Below are 13914 nucleotides of genomic sequence, written 5' to 3'. Positions count from 1 at the left end.
GGCGGCTGTCTTTTTATTAAAGTAATTGCATAAATATGCAAATGCATAACTATTTATTATTCAGGTTTTGTAGTTTTTTTGAAAACGCTTTCCTATTAGCGTTATAAAAATACAGAAAAATTAATAAAAAAGTATTGCCAAACCTACTCCCCTTCCCTATAATAAAAACATGTTATAAAAACAAACATTCGAATGTGAGGTAATATAACATGTCAAATATAGTGATTTCTCCAGCAAACGATCAAACGACAATGCTTGAGCAAATCAAAGAAACGATAAAACAAAGACACGTTGAGCTTTTGCATCTGCAATTTGTCGATATCGAAGGAATTTTAAAACACGTTACGGTGACGGCGGAGCAACTTGATGATGTTGTGGAAGGAAAAATGATGTTTGACGGCTCCTCAATTAAAGGATTTTCTCCCATCAACCAATCCGATCTCTATCTTCTTCCTGACTTAAACACGTTTGCTGTATTGCCTTGGACAGTAGAAGAAGGATACGCTGAAGCACGTTTCCTTTGCTCTGTCATCAATCCCGATGGAACGTTATTTGAAGGTGACCCTCGTAACGTATTAAAGAAAACGATAGAGCGTGCGGCAGAAAAAGGGTTTACTATCTCTGTCGGTCCGGAATTGGAATTCTTTTTATTCAAAGCGGACGAAAATGGAAACCCGACGACAGAACTCCATGATAACGGCGGATATTTCGAGCCATCTCCAAGAGATCTTGGCGAGCGCGTTCGTTTAGAAATTTACCGTGCGTTAAAGGCAATGGGCTTTACCATTGAAGCATCTCACCATGAAGTGGCAGAGGGGCAGCATGAAATTAACTTTAAATATGCCGATGCGTTGGGGGCGGCAGACAATGCAACTACATATAAGTGGGTGGTAAAAACGATTGCCAATAAATATGGACTGCACGCCACGTTCATGCCAAAGCCGGTGTTCGGCATCAATGGTTCTGGCATGCATGTGAACATGTCGCTATTTAAAGACGGCGAAAATGCGTTTTTTGATCCAAGTGATGAAAATCAGTTATCAGAAGCAGCCTATCAGTTTATCGCTGGTTTGCTCGCGCATGTCAAAAGCTTTGCCGCTGTTACGAACCCGCTAGTCAACTCGTACAAACGGCTTGTCCCGGGATATGAGGCGCCTTGCTACATCGCATGGTCGGCGTCGAACCGTTCAGCATTAATCCGCATCCCAGCAAAACGTGGTATGGCGACCCGCGTCGAGCTCCGTTGTCCGGACCCGTCAGCCAATCCTTACCTTGCGTTTGCCATCATTGCTGCCGCTGGGTTGGACGGAATCGAAAAAGGTTTGCAGGTTCCGGCGCCAATTGATGAAGATATTTTCCATATGACAGAAGAGCGCCGCGCCGAACTTGGCATCGAAAATCTTCCAGCTAGTTTAGGAGCGGCAATTCAAGAATTCGAAAACGGCACAATCGGTCGCAAAACCCTAGGTGATCACGTATTCGGTGAATATGTCGCCATGAAAAAAGCGGAGTGGGACAGCTATCGCACCGCTGTGCATGCTTGGGAAATTGAACAATATCAAGCCAAATTTTAATATTTTTCCCCAATCCCCCTCGAAACGAAAGTAAAGGGGGAGATGATCACATGATAAAATTCCGTTGGTTTACACTTGGACAAAACAGGGTTCAGACGATGGGTCTGAACCCTGTTTTGTTTTTTTATAATTCATAGTTGACAACTGTGATTACTTGGTATTAATGTATAAATTAATAGGAATATTTCGATTATTTTAGGTGGAGGGAAAAAATGAAAAAGTTAATCGTGTTTGTGATTGTTGGATTCATCGCTCAGCTCATCGACGGTTCGCTCGGAATGGCGTATGGGGTTACATCAACAACACTGTTGCTTGCGTTCGGGATTGCTCCGGCGGTCGCTTCCGCCTCGGTGCATCTAGCGGAAGTGGTCACAACTGCAGCTTCAGGCGCGTCTCATATTAAATTTGGAAATGTCGACCGTGACATGGTGATCAAATTAATTATTCCCGGCTCGCTTGGCGCGTTTTTCGGTGCCTGCTTTTTAAGCAATCTTCCAGGGGATGTCATTAAACCATATATTTCACTATTTTTGTTGGCGCTTGGGTTTTATATTATGTATCGGTTTTTATTTCTTTCACCTAGACAAGATCAACAACCACCGCGGAAATTTTCGAATAAGCAGCTTGTTCCTCTTGGTTTAGTGGCCGGCTTTCTCGATGCCACTGGCGGAGGAGGATGGGGCCCGATTTCCACCCCTGTTCTTCTTGCGAATAAAGGAATGGAAGCGAGAAAAGTGGTGGGAACAGTTGATACGTCGGAATTTGCCGTTGCTTTATCCGCTACCATTGGATTCGTCATTTCGTTAGGCTGGGAACAAGTCAATTGGTTTTGGGTAGGAACGCTAATGTTAGGGGGAATCGTCGCTGCGCCAATCGCCGCGTGGCTTGTTCGTAAGATGCCATCCCATTTGCTTGGGGTTCTAGTTGGAGGCATCATCATTTTCACAAACATTCGCACCTTGCTTCATGCATGGGAAACTCCTAGAAATTGGCATGCAACGATTTACGCAATCATCATATTTGGCTGGGCTGTTTCGATATGGTGGGCAATCCGCACACATCGGAAAGCGTCTCTATCTAATCATCTTGCGTCATAATGACAGTTGAATAATTTTTTCGCAAAGGATATTTAGTTCCGCATTGTACTGATCGCTAAATTCTCCTGTTAGCTGCGAATATTATAGACGCTTCTTTACAATGGAACAATTTTCATTGGGCATGAACGATGGATTTCAAAGTTGTCTTTGCTTGAAATCGGTTCATGTCCTTTTCCATTTTTTAAAATAATATAGTTTCTCTATTTATATGTAATTTGGTAGAATATTCAGTAAAGATAAAAAGTAGGAGATGATATGATGAAAAAACCTCGTGATTTAGGGCACAACATTTCGATGATTGATCTGTTTGATTTAGGAGTTGCAGAGCGCACCGGTACATATGTGCTTCACGAAGAAGAGCTTGCTATTATTGAGACAGGTCCAAGCCCTTCTGTTCCGTATTTATTAAAAGGACTAGAAGCGCTTCAAATTGATCCTGCGGATATCCGCTATATTATTGTGACACATATTCATTTGGACCACGCTGGCGGCGCTGGCGTGCTGCTTGAAAAATGTCCGAACGCCCTTGTTGTTGTTCATCCGAAAGGGAAGCGGCATCTAGCAGATCCATCACGGTTAATCCAAGGAGCAAAGGCGGTGTATGGGGAAAAATTTGACCAATTGTTTTCCCCGGTTGTACCGATTCCAGAGGATCGTCTCATCGTGAAAGAAGATGGTGATACGCTTACGCTCGGCAGTGAGCGTACGTTGACGTTTTTGGATACGCCTGGCCATTCCAACCATCATTTTTCGATTTACGATTCGCGCAGCCGCGGCGTTTTTACTGGCGATACGATCGGAGTGTTTTATCCGCAATTGCTAAAAGATGGGCTTGAATATTGTTTGCCGTCCACTTCTCCGAACCAATTCCGGCCAGAGGCGATGCTGCAATCGGCAGAGCGATTGGAGCAGCTTCAACCTGAACGCATTTATTTCGGTCATTTTGGCATGCTAGAAAACCCTCGCGCAGCGTTTGAACAGCTTCGTTTTTGGCTTCCAAAGTTTGTCGAAGCAGGAGAAAAAGCGATTGCCAACATGCCTGGCGCATCGATGCAGGAAAAAGCTGAATCGGTTTTTCGCAAGCTGTATGAAGAAGTCAGCGCTTTCTTGCAAGAAAGAAATATTTCACCGACATCAGAAGCGTATGACATCATCCGTCTCGATTTACAAGTATGTTCGATGGGAATTGTAGATTATTTGCAAAAACGGTAAGGCACTAGAAATTTGTTTGAACATAATCCAGTAAGAACGGCTTGGTGAAATCACCAAGCTTTTTCATTGTGGCGGCTGTTTTATAACGGCGTGTTTTTTACTATCAAATGCGGAGAGTCTAAAGGTGTAGCCTGGATGAAAATATTGTATGATAAGTAACAAAGATAAGAAAGGATGATTGCATGAGACGCGGTATTGTAAGCACCATCACGATTGTATCCGTGCTGGCGGGAATATTATGGCTTGGCGGTTTTGCCATGGGCATTCAAGATCAATTTTTTTCCGCCGCGATGCCGCCAGCAGGCACGACGAAATATACAAAAGAGAAAAAAGCGGACAACCGTGAAATTTATATTGTCGCTCTTGGCGACTCGCTGACAAGGGGAACGGGAGACGAAAGCGGAAAAGGGTATATTGGCTATATGGTCGATTCTCTCCGTAAAAAAACAACGAAACCGATTCGTGTAACAAACTTGGCTATTAAAGGACAGCGATCTGACGGACTCCTTAAGCAATTAGGACAAGCTGAGATAAAGAGGCAGCTAAAAATGGCTGACATCATCGTGATGACGATCGGCGGGAATGATTTGTTTCAAGGCGGAGAAGCGCTAAAGCTTGCGCCAAAGCAAATCGAGCAGGCAAAAAACGCGTATTTACACAACTTAGACCGTATTTTTCAAACGATTCGCAGCGTCAATAAAGATGCAGTTGTTTTTTACATCGGGCTTTACAATCCGTTTAGCGACCTCGGTGACGCAAAGAAGACATCCGCGATCGTAAGGCAGTGGAATTTTGCTTCGGCAGAAACGGCAGCTCGCTATCCAAATATCATTGCTGTGCCGATATTCGATTTGTTTGAGCTTCATGTGAATGATTATTTGTACAGCGACCATTTCCATCCGAATAAGGAAGGCTATAAACGCATTGGCGAACGTGTCGCTTCTTTAATTACGTGGACGGAGGAGGACAAACAATGACGACAACACACGCACCGCTTGTCGTAACCGATTTACGCAAAACAATTCGCCGCAAAGAAATTATCAAAGGAATTTCATTTGAACTGAAGGAAGGTGAAGTATTTGGGTTTTTAGGACCGAATGGCGCGGGAAAAACGACCACCATCCGCATGCTTGTCGGGCTTATCAAGCCAACATCGGGACATATTTCTATTTGCGGCTATGACCTAGAGCGTCAGTTTACCAAAGCGATTCGCCATATCGGCTGCATTGTCGAAAATCCAGAATTATATCCGTATTTAAGTGGATGGGAAAATTTGGAGCACTTTGCGCGCATGGTTCCCGATATTCCAAAAGAACGAATCATGGAAGTGGTGGAGTTAGTCGGTTTGCAAAACCGCATTCACGATCGGGTGAACACGTATTCGCTTGGGATGCGACAGCGTCTCGGCATTGCGCAGGCGCTGCTAGGAAAGCCGAAAGTGCTGATTTTGGACGAGCCGACCAATGGGCTTGATCCTGCCGGCATTCGCGAAATGCGCCAATTTATCCGCTTTTTGGCAGAATCAGAAAGATTGAGCGTGCTTGTCTCCTCACATCTGTTAAGCGAAATTCAATTAATGTGCGACCGCGTGGCGATTATGGCAAAAGGGCTGCTGCTTCGGGTGGACACGGTGGAACGGCTGCTTAAAGAACAAGCGCGAGTTGTCTGGAAAGCCGCCCCCATCGAAACAGCGAAAGAAATACTAGAGAAAGAAACGTCGCCTGTCGCCATTCAAGGAGATAGGCTGGTGACTCCATATGAAAGAAAGAATTTAGCTATATGGAACAAAAAACTAGTAGAAGCGGGAGTACACGTCCATGAAATTCAGCCAAAACTGCCGACACTTGAAGATTTGTTTATTGAATTAACGGGAGGGGATGCGATTGAGTAACCTCGTGTACAACGAAATGCTGAAAATTGTCCGCAAAAAGCGGTTATCGGTAATTGCGGCGATTGTCGCCGTACTCGTTGTCCTTTTTACATACGCGCAATATAAGCAGGTGCAGGAAATACAGGAACGGCTCGGAACAACAGATTGGCGGACGCAGCTGCAGCAGCAAATTATCGACGCGCAAAACCGTCTGAATTCAAGCAGCATTTCGGAAGAATGGCGCAAATATTTGCACATTCGCCTTCAGCAGCAACAATATTATTTGGAACATGACATTAATCCATCCGCTCCCGGTGCGCCAACGTTTATGCGCATGTTTATTGAAAATGCGATCGATTTGTTTCTTCCGCTTTTAATGATGGTCGTTGCGGCGGATTTAGTATCCTCAGAAGCAAGCATAGGAACGATTAAACTGCTGCTTACAAGACCGGTCAAACGCGGAACGATTTTGCTTAGCAAATACATAGCGCTTCTTCTATCGATTTCGTTTATTTTATTGATGGTCGCTTTGCTTTCTTATTTGATTTCGGGGATTGTATTTGGGTATCAAGGATGGCGGCTGCCGTTACTAACTGGTTTTACCATTAACGGTGAAGAACTTAATACGGAAGGGGTACATTTGCTTCCACAATGGAAGTACGTGTTAATCGAACTAGGGCTTGCTTGGTTTGTTTCGATTGTCGTTGGAACATTGACGTTCATGCTTTCTGTATTGATGCGCAGCACCGCCGCAGTGATGGGCATTATGCTTGCGGCATTGATTTCCGGAGCGATTTTATCGAATATGGTGTCTTCGTGGGAATCGGCAAAATATTTGTTTATGGTCAATCTTCGCCTTACGGATTATGTCAATGGGACAGCGCCACCGATTGAAGGCATGACGCTCGGGTTTTCCATGACGGTGCTGGCGGTGTGGGGACTTGCGGCACTCGTGATTTCATTTATCGTCTTTACGAAGCGGGATGTATATTGAAAATAGAGGGGGACTTTCCTCTGACATAAGAGGAGAGTCCCTTTTTCTCTTAAAAAGATGATTGGGATGGGTGGCTTGGTTAGTCGACGATTGATCACGAACATGATAGAGATTGTACATCATATACGTAGAAAAATGCTGGCGAAAACATGTCAGGATGCGTTATTCTTTATTCGAAAAGTTTTTTACTAAAAAAGTATTGACTACCCTATTTTTTTAATATAGAATACTAATTGGCGCTAACGAGAGAACAATGGATATGAACGGGAAGTAGCTCAGCTTGGTAGAGCACACGGTTCGGGTCCGTGAGGTCGCAGGTTCAAATCCTGTCTTCCCGATCATTTCGTGATGGGGCTTTCGTTCAGCTAGGAGAGCGCCTGCCCCGCACGCAGGAGTCCGATAGGCTCCATCAACGAAGTGGAGGAGTACCCAAGTCTGGCTGAAGGGGTCGGTTTCGAAAACCGATAGGGGTGTCACAGCCCGCGGGGGTTCGAATCCCTCCTCCTCCGCCATATCATTATCTTAACTACATATTATACTAATTTGGAATCATACAGCTTGTCGATTACATCGGCAAGCTTTTTTATTTTAATAGAAAAATCAAAATGACCTGCCCCTTATCAAAGGAACAGGTCATCATTTTGTTAAAAGTTTTTCGCTGCTTGTTCTGCTTGTTTGATCGCGTTTTGTTTAATTGTTTCGGCTTCATTCGGGAATTGTGCCATTCCTTCGACAAAAATGGACTGAACATCAGTAATTCCGATGAAGCTAAGCACTGCCCGCAAATAACGGTCTCCGAATTCCATTTCTTTCATTGGTCCTTCTGAATAAATTCCGCCGCGTGCTTGAATGTGCACCGCTTTTCTTCCTGTTAATAGCCCTACCGGACCATTTTCCGTGTAACGGAACGTTTTGCCTGCGATGCAGATTGTATCGATATAAGCTTTCATTTTTGGTGGAAAACTAAAATTCCACATCGGTGTGACAAACACATATTTATCTGCGTTGATAAACTGATCGGTTAGCTCATTGATGCGGCTGATTTTTTGTTTTTCTTCTGCGCTTAACTGTTCAAATGTATGCCCTTGTTGCAATTTGCCCCAGCCGTTTAATACATCGGCATCAATGTAAGGGATGTCGGTACGATAAAGGTCTAATTCGACAATCTCGTCTTGCGGGTTTTGTTGTTTATAAGCGTTAAGAAACGCTTTTCCAACGGATAAGCCGTAAGATTCCTCTTCCCGTTTTGGATTTGCTGTAATGTACAATAATTTAGCCATGTTCTTTCTCCTTTCGTTAGTATAAATAGCGTGGAATGAAAACAACAAACACTATGGAAATCCATGTAATATCAATGGCATAGTGTTTTAACGTAAATATAATAATGTAACTAACTTACTTTTGTAAAGTAATTTACTTTTAAGAAAAAAGATGATGCGTCAGCAGGAACATAAGCATCTTATGACGAAATGTATGTAAAAGGAAAATAAAAAGGGGGGAGAAAGGAGTGAAATGTCTTCGTTGCGGACATGATTCACACTCCTAGCATGATGTTCGATTACCGAAAAGAAATTCCGCTTGATGATGTGCCAAAATATAAAGAGCATGATGATGTGACAGCAACGAATGAAACAATAAGTGAAAAAAAGCCAATTTCCTATCCGTTTGAGTATAGGAAAGATATACCGTTACCTGATGTCACAAGGTAAATCGTTTGCATTCATTGTTGTGTAGAGTACGATGCAGATAAAGATCATAAGGAGGAAACACATAGATGCCAGCACAGCGTCGCATCCGCCGTGTAAAAACGGTACAAATAGAGACAAATAGCCCGATTCATCGCAGCGGGCCGGTGCTAGAGCCGGGAAATTGGGAAGAATACGATCCGTTTTTGATGCTAATGGAGGATATTTTCCAACGCGGTACGTTTGACTTTCATCCGCATCGCGGCATTGAAACCGTTACGTACGTGATTGACGGTCAGTTGGAACATTTTGATAGCAAAGCCGGCCACGGAACGCTTGGTCCCGGTGATGTACAATGGATGACGGCAGGACGAGGGGTGATTCATAAAGAAGATCCGGCGCCAGGCTCGACCGTGCACAGTTTGCAGCTATGGATTAATTTGCCGAGCGCAAAAAAAATGACAGAGCCGCGTTATCAAAATTTAAAAGCAAGCGATATGCCTGTCCGGCGTGAAGAGGGAGCAATCATCCGCGTATTTTCCGGGTCATCGAAAGGAGTAAAAGCCCCGACACTCAACCATGTTCCGGTTACGATGGTGGAAATGGTGCTCGAACCAGGAGCGAGTATCGTGCAAGATTTGCCAGGAAGCTACAACGGCTTTCTGTACATTTTAGAAGGTAGCGGAACATTCGGCGCCGATGCCACGGAAGGAAAAGCGGGGCAAGTATTGTTTTTAAGCCGCGTTGAAAACGAGACAGAAAGCGAAATCACTGTCACCGCCAAAGAAAAACTGCGCCTCCTCCTTTATGCCGGTGAGCCAATTAACGAGCCGGTTGTCGCTTACGGACCGTTTGTGATGAATACGCAGGAAGAAATCCGCCAGGCGATCCGCGATTATCAAGAAGGAAAATTCGTTGAATAACTATAAAAAAGCGTTCCGATATGGAGCGCTTTTTATAGTGGGATTATTTACAAAATTCAGACTAAATAGATACAATTGTTTTTGGGAAACAAAGCGAGTTATTTATTATGAGCGATAAACCAATCCATATCTGCAATTTTCGGATGGAGATGTTTGCGGCGAACAAAAAACAACGGATCATCATAGCATCGGTGAGCAAACGTATCACATTTTGTTAGACGGAGACAAATACGGTGTTGTTTCTGAATAATGACAGAAGCGAGGGAAGGATATGAAAATTGAATTTTTAGGAACAGGCGGAGCGGTGACGATTCCGCGTCCGCTTTGCCAATGCCGCGTATGCGTCGAGGCGCGCGTGAAAGGAATCCCTTACAGCCGCAGCGGTCCAAGCCTGTTTGTGCACGGTCCGGACGTCTTAATCGATACGCCGGAAGATATTTATATGCAGATGAATCGTTCTAAAATTAAACAAATCAACGCGGTGTTTTACTCGCATTGGCATCCTGATCACGTGATGGGCAGGCGGGTGCTGGAGTCCATCAATGCCGATTTTCGGAATTATCCTCCTGCTTCCACGACGACGGATGTCTACTTGCCGCAGCAGGTCGCCATCGATTTTCAGCACCGCCTCGGCAGCGGCGAACATCTCTCTTTCCTCGAAAAGATGAAATACATCCGCCTTCATACGCTGCAAGATGGGGATAGCGTATTGATGGAAGGAGTGGAGATTCGCCCGTTCCGCTTAGCCGAAGACTACGTGTATGCGTTTTTATTTTCAGAAGGGGAGAAGCGGGTGCTGATTGCGATGGATGAATTGAATAACTGGGATCCTCCACGGGAAGTACAGGAAGTAGATGTTGCGGTTTTACCGATCGGCATTTTTGAGCTTCATCCGCTGACAGGGGAACGGCTGCTGCCTGAACATCACCCTATATTGAAAATAGAAGCAACATTTGCAGAAACATTGAATATTATTCACAAATTAAAGGCGAAGAAAACTATATTGACTCATGTCGAAGAAATGAACAGATTAGGCTTTGATGATCTCAAAGAAATAGAAAAACAGTTGCAAAAACAAGGGCTGTCCATCGAAATCGCCTATGATACGATGATGGTAGAAGTATAGTTTTTCGTTGATGGAGAGGACACATGGTGTTCTCTTTTTGTTTTCTCAGGTTATTAACAGAAAACTGAATATTTTATATAATGTAATTAAATAATTAGATAATTTTCTAAATAACAAAATAAGCACGGTGAACGTATATGAAAATGAACCTTGTTTATAAAGCGCTAGCCGATCCGACGAGAAGAGACATTCTCAACCTGTTAAGGAACAAGGATTTAACAGCAGGGGAAATCGCCGATCATTTCCGCATTTCCAAACCGAGCATTTCCCATCATCTAAATTTGTTAAAGCAGGCGGATTTAGTGCACGCTGAAAAAGACGGGCAGTACATCTATTACTCCATCAACACAACGGTGTTGCAAGATGTACTTGCTTGGATTTTATCTTTGCAAGAAGGAAAGGGGAAGAGGGAATGAAAAAGCATTGGTATTTTTTCTTGCTGATCATCATCAATATTGGAATCTCAGCATGGGCGTACCCACAATTGCCTGACCAGGTTCCAACGCATTGGAACTTCTCGGGGGAAGTGGACGGCTATTCATCAAAGCTTTTTGCCGTTTTATTTGGACCGATTTTGTTGACAGGGATTTATGGGATATTGTTTGGGGTGTCGAAAATCGATCCGCGCAAAGAGAATTATGAAAAGTTCGCGGGAGCGTACCGCGTTTTTATGTATACTTTTCTAACGTTTTTAACCGTCATGCATATTTCTATCATCTTTAGCGGCCTTGGCTACCATGTCAACATGGTTTTGATTGCCAATATAGGATTAGGTCTGCTTTTTGTGGTTCTCGGAAATTATATGCCAAAAATCAAAGCGAATTATTTCATAGGCATTCGCACGCCGTGGACGCTGGCGAACGAGACCGTTTGGGCGCGGACGCACCGGTTTGGCGGCAAAGTGTTTTTCATCGGGGGAGGGATGCTCATCGTTTCCGCTTTTATGCCTTCATCGATTCGCGGCTTTCTTCTCATTTCATCCATTGCCTTTATCGCGGTTGTGCCAATTGTGTATTCTTATTTCGCGTATAAAAAAGTAACGCAGATATAGAGACGAGTGTCAATCATTTTTGATTTTGATATGATAGAATACAAAGCTATTCAATCTATTGTATAGGAGGCATTTACTGTGAATTCAGTCATTGAAACAATTTTGCGGCACCGTTCGATTCGGAAATTTGAAGACCGTCCGTTATCGGATGAACAAATTCGCACGATCGTCGAGTGCGCGCAAGCGGCATCGACATCAAGTTACGTACAAGCTTATTCCATCATTGGGGTGAAAGATAAAGAAACGAAACGGAAGCTTGCCCAAATCGCGGGAAATCAGTCTTATGTTGAGCACAATGGCCATTTCTTCGTGTTTTGCGCCGATTTTCACCGTCATGAAGTGATTGGCGAAATGGAACAGAAAGAGGTGCTGCCATCACTTGAGAGCACGGAAAAATTTATGGTCGCGCTCATTGATGCAGCACTTGCCGCGCAAAATGCGGTGATTGCCGCGGAGTCGATGGGGCTCGGCATTTGCTATATCGGCGGATTGCGCAACAATTTGCCGGAAGTATGCAAATTATTAAAAGTGCCGAAACGGGTCATTCCGCTCTTCGGGCTTGCCGTCGGCTACCCGGCACAGCAGCCTGATAAAAAACCGCGTTTGCCGTTTGAACACGTATACCACGAAGAAACGTATGAACAAGACCGCACCAAATTCGAAGCACAGCTGAAACAATATAACGATATCGTTTCCGCGTATTACGAACGGCGGACAAAGGGCAAACGCCGCGATACATGGACCGGGCAAATGGCGAACATGCTCAGTAACCCTGTCCGTATGTATATGAAAGAATTCATAGAAGGAAAAGGGTTTAATCTACGTTAATCTCGCTTCAAAACGAAACGGGATTTTTTTACGTTGATCCGCCACATTTTGACCACGCTTTTTTCTGTAGGGGTTTGGCGAATTTTTGAGCTACTTGTTCTTGCATGTCTGGCGTGACGGGAGAATAAACGCCTAACGTCATCGAAGCAGGGGAATGTCCTAGGCGTTCGCTGACCACTTTCACGTTGGAGAGGGCTTTTTGAAATGGTTGAAAATTAAAAATGACATAAAAAATGGAGTGCAAACTGGTAACAGTTTGGCCACTCCATTTTTGTTGTTAAATTAAGCTTTTAAAGCAAATTCCTATTCATTACTTATTCTGTAACTTCTGCAGTTCATTAACCGTGACAAATTTATAACCTTTTTTTGATAAAGAATCTAAAATCCCTTCAATGGTTTTTAGTTCGTTGCCAGTATTGTCATACATTGGATGCAACAAAATGATGGATCCTGGTTTTACATTTTTGTTTACATAGTTTATTTTGTCAGAAATCGAAGAATAATAGGTGTCGGGTTCAAGGCTCCAAACGCTACTACTTTTTGGTTTGTATCTATGTGACTCGTTAATCCTCCAAATAACTGGTATGTTCTTGAGTTCATTAATTTATATGTACCGAATAAAAAAAGTAATATTGTTAGCGAAATTATCCCAGATGTGGCTATTCTTTTTTTCATCATTTGTCTCCTCTCTATCTGAATCATTTTTCTTGGTGCATTTTATCAACGAATATTCTTGAAAGCAAGTGAAACAATTATGGTGCTTCCATGGAGAAAAGAATTAATTTCTATCATCTGTGGTGAAGTTCGCTTCATGGGTGGTTAACGGGGGGGAAATCCATGTCCCTTAGTCTTGACAGTGATTCATCAGCTTGTCGGATTTGTCGGCAAGCTGAAGCGGGATTGCTCCCGCTTTTTTTGTTTGAAGGTGATGACATTGGCTTGACTACACGGCCACATTTTGACCATGTTGCATTTATCGACACTAAAATGCGGTCGGAATGGTAATGGATCGCTATATTATTTTTAGCCAACGGACGTATATGTATGTGAAAACTCGTAAAAAGGAAAAACCATGCAATTATCCGCAATGTACCGCTGATTATCAATGACAAGCGGTTCATTTTTGCATTACAGCGAAGCAGCTAAAGGAGTTTTATGTTAGAAAAAATTAAATCATTCTAATTGCGATTTATACCCCTTACCGGTATAATGTATATAGAACAATGGAATGAGGTGAAATTCATGAATCATCGTGAAGAGAATCAGCCCAATCCAAAAATGGTTCCGCGGACGGAAGAGGAAATTGAAAACATTATCAAACGTCTAAAACGCATTGAAGGACAAGTGCGCGGCGTGCAAAAAATGGTTGAAGACAATCGCTATTGCATCGATATTTTAATCCAAATTTCCGCAATTGAAGCGGCGCTTCATAAAGTCGGTTTGAATTTGCTAGAGCGACACGTTCGTCATTGCGTCGCCAAGGCGATTCGCGAAGGCAACGGTGACGAATCGATACAAGAATTAATGACCGTTATCCAGCAGTTCTCGAAATAG

At 43.5% G+C, this 13914-nt stretch carries 13 protein-coding genes, 2 tRNA genes and 1 pseudogene; 14 read left to right on the top strand and 2 right to left on the bottom strand.

The annotated features are described in order from the left end of the window. The first annotated feature begins 209 nt into the window (after positions 1-209). The 8 genes from DER53_RS13445 to DER53_RS13410 all read left to right on the top strand — a co-directional run bounded on the left by DER53_RS13445 (position 210) and on the right by DER53_RS13410 (position 7259). On the top strand, positions 210-1574 hold the full coding sequence (locus DER53_RS13445; RefSeq protein WP_062754698.1) for a glutamine synthetase family protein: 1365 nt from the start codon (positions 210-212) through the stop codon (positions 1572-1574). 212 nt (positions 1575-1786) lie between these two features. Further along, a complete protein-coding gene (locus tag DER53_RS13440; protein ID WP_062677448.1) occupies positions 1787-2671 on the top strand; it encodes a sulfite exporter TauE/SafE family protein in 885 nt (294 codons plus the stop codon). Between the two features lie 258 nt (positions 2672-2929). Then, on the top strand, positions 2930-3883 hold the full coding sequence (locus tag DER53_RS13435) for an MBL fold metallo-hydrolase (RefSeq protein WP_062754696.1): 954 nt from the start codon (positions 2930-2932) through the stop codon (positions 3881-3883). A gap of 182 nt (positions 3884-4065) precedes the next feature. Next, entirely contained in the window at positions 4066-4860 is a 795-nt protein-coding gene (locus DER53_RS13430; RefSeq protein ID WP_015863994.1) for an SGNH/GDSL hydrolase family protein, read from the top strand. Further along, a complete protein-coding gene (locus tag DER53_RS13425; protein WP_062754694.1) occupies positions 4857-5774 on the top strand; it encodes an ABC transporter ATP-binding protein in 918 nt (305 codons plus the stop codon). Before DER53_RS13430 ends, DER53_RS13425 begins: the two co-directional genes overlap by 4 nt. Further along, a complete protein-coding gene (locus DER53_RS13420) occupies positions 5767-6747 on the top strand; it encodes an ABC transporter permease (protein ID WP_062754692.1) in 981 nt (326 codons plus the stop codon). Before DER53_RS13425 ends, DER53_RS13420 begins: the two co-directional genes overlap by 8 nt. A gap of 264 nt (positions 6748-7011) precedes the next feature. After that, a tRNA-Pro gene (locus tag DER53_RS13415) sits at positions 7012-7085 on the top strand. An 81-nt stretch (positions 7086-7166) separates the two neighbouring features. Beyond that, positions 7167-7259 (top strand) — tRNA-Ser (locus DER53_RS13410). Between the two features lie 132 nt (positions 7260-7391). Here DER53_RS13410 and DER53_RS13405 read toward each other — a convergent pair. Then, positions 7392-8027, bottom strand: coding sequence for an FMN-dependent NADH-azoreductase (locus DER53_RS13405; protein ID WP_062677445.1), 636 nt, complete (start codon positions 8025-8027; stop codon positions 7392-7394). A gap of 494 nt (positions 8028-8521) precedes the next feature. Between DER53_RS13405 and DER53_RS13400 the strand changes: the two genes are divergently transcribed. The 5 genes from DER53_RS13400 (at position 8522) to nfsA (ending at position 12360) form a co-directional block, all read left to right on the top strand. After that, the gene (locus tag DER53_RS13400) at positions 8522-9355 is read left to right on the top strand and encodes a pirin family protein (RefSeq protein ID WP_062754688.1); all 834 of its coding nucleotides are present in this window, start codon (positions 8522-8524) and stop codon (positions 9353-9355) included. A 271-nt stretch (positions 9356-9626) separates the two neighbouring features. After that, on the top strand, positions 9627-10481 hold the full coding sequence (locus tag DER53_RS13395; RefSeq protein WP_062754686.1) for an MBL fold metallo-hydrolase: 855 nt from the start codon (positions 9627-9629) through the stop codon (positions 10479-10481). A gap of 143 nt (positions 10482-10624) precedes the next feature. Then, entirely contained in the window at positions 10625-10897 is a 273-nt protein-coding gene (locus tag DER53_RS13390) for an autorepressor SdpR family transcription factor (RefSeq protein ID WP_174525696.1), read from the top strand. After that, positions 10894-11532 carry an SdpI family protein gene (locus DER53_RS13385; RefSeq protein WP_062678603.1) on the top strand — a complete coding sequence of 213 codons (639 nt, stop codon included), beginning with the start codon at positions 10894-10896 and terminating at the stop codon, positions 11530-11532. The genes DER53_RS13390 and DER53_RS13385 overlap by 4 nt, the downstream gene beginning before the upstream one ends. A gap of 78 nt (positions 11533-11610) precedes the next feature. Next, on the top strand, positions 11611-12360 hold the full coding sequence (gene nfsA, locus DER53_RS13380) for an oxygen-insensitive NADPH nitroreductase (protein WP_062678602.1): 750 nt from the start codon (positions 11611-11613) through the stop codon (positions 12358-12360). Between the two features lie 310 nt (positions 12361-12670). Here nfsA and DER53_RS17805 read toward each other — a convergent pair. Then, positions 12671-12886, bottom strand: a pseudogene (locus tag DER53_RS17805) (polysaccharide deacetylase family protein); the annotation flags it as partial. 716 nt (positions 12887-13602) lie between these two features. Between DER53_RS17805 and DER53_RS13370 the strand changes: the two are divergent. Further along, complete coding sequence (locus tag DER53_RS13370; protein WP_062754683.1) at positions 13603-13914, top strand: metal-sensing transcriptional repressor; 312 nt, start codon at positions 13603-13605, stop codon at positions 13912-13914.

This window comes from Parageobacillus toebii NBRC 107807, assembly GCF_003688615.2.
GTDB classification, from domain to species: domain Bacteria; phylum Bacillota; class Bacilli; order Bacillales; family Anoxybacillaceae; genus Parageobacillus_B; species Parageobacillus_B toebii.
The sequence above is the reverse complement of the archived record's forward strand: the minus strand, read 5'-3'. Positions and strand labels throughout refer to the sequence as shown.

Bases quoted from the DNA above. Each gene is read 5' to 3' on its own strand.
- DER53_RS13445 (WP_062754698.1), top strand. From the start codon at position 210: ATGTCAAATATAGTGATTTCTCCAGCAAACGATCAAACGACAATGCTT.
- DER53_RS13440 (WP_062677448.1), top strand. From the start codon at position 1,787: ATGAAAAAGTTAATCGTGTTTGTGATTGTTGGATTCATCGCTCAGCTC.
- DER53_RS13435 (WP_062754696.1), top strand. From the start codon at position 2,930: ATGAAAAAACCTCGTGATTTAGGGCACAACATTTCGATGATTGATCTG.
- DER53_RS13430 (WP_015863994.1), top strand. From the start codon at position 4,066: ATGAGACGCGGTATTGTAAGCACCATCACGATTGTATCCGTGCTGGCG.
- DER53_RS13425 (WP_062754694.1), top strand. From the start codon at position 4,857: ATGACGACAACACACGCACCGCTTGTCGTAACCGATTTACGCAAAACA.
- DER53_RS13405 (WP_062677445.1), bottom strand. From the start codon at position 8,027: ATGGCTAAATTATTGTACATTACAGCAAATCCAAAACGGGAAGAGGAA.
- DER53_RS13400 (WP_062754688.1), top strand. From the start codon at position 8,522: ATGCCAGCACAGCGTCGCATCCGCCGTGTAAAAACGGTACAAATAGAG.
- DER53_RS13395 (WP_062754686.1), top strand. From the start codon at position 9,627: ATGAAAATTGAATTTTTAGGAACAGGCGGAGCGGTGACGATTCCGCGT.
- DER53_RS13390 (WP_174525696.1), top strand. From the start codon at position 10,625: ATGAACCTTGTTTATAAAGCGCTAGCCGATCCGACGAGAAGAGACATT.
- DER53_RS13385 (WP_062678603.1), top strand. From the start codon at position 10,894: ATGAAAAAGCATTGGTATTTTTTCTTGCTGATCATCATCAATATTGGA.
- DER53_RS13370 (WP_062754683.1), top strand. From the start codon at position 13,603: ATGAATCATCGTGAAGAGAATCAGCCCAATCCAAAAATGGTTCCGCGG.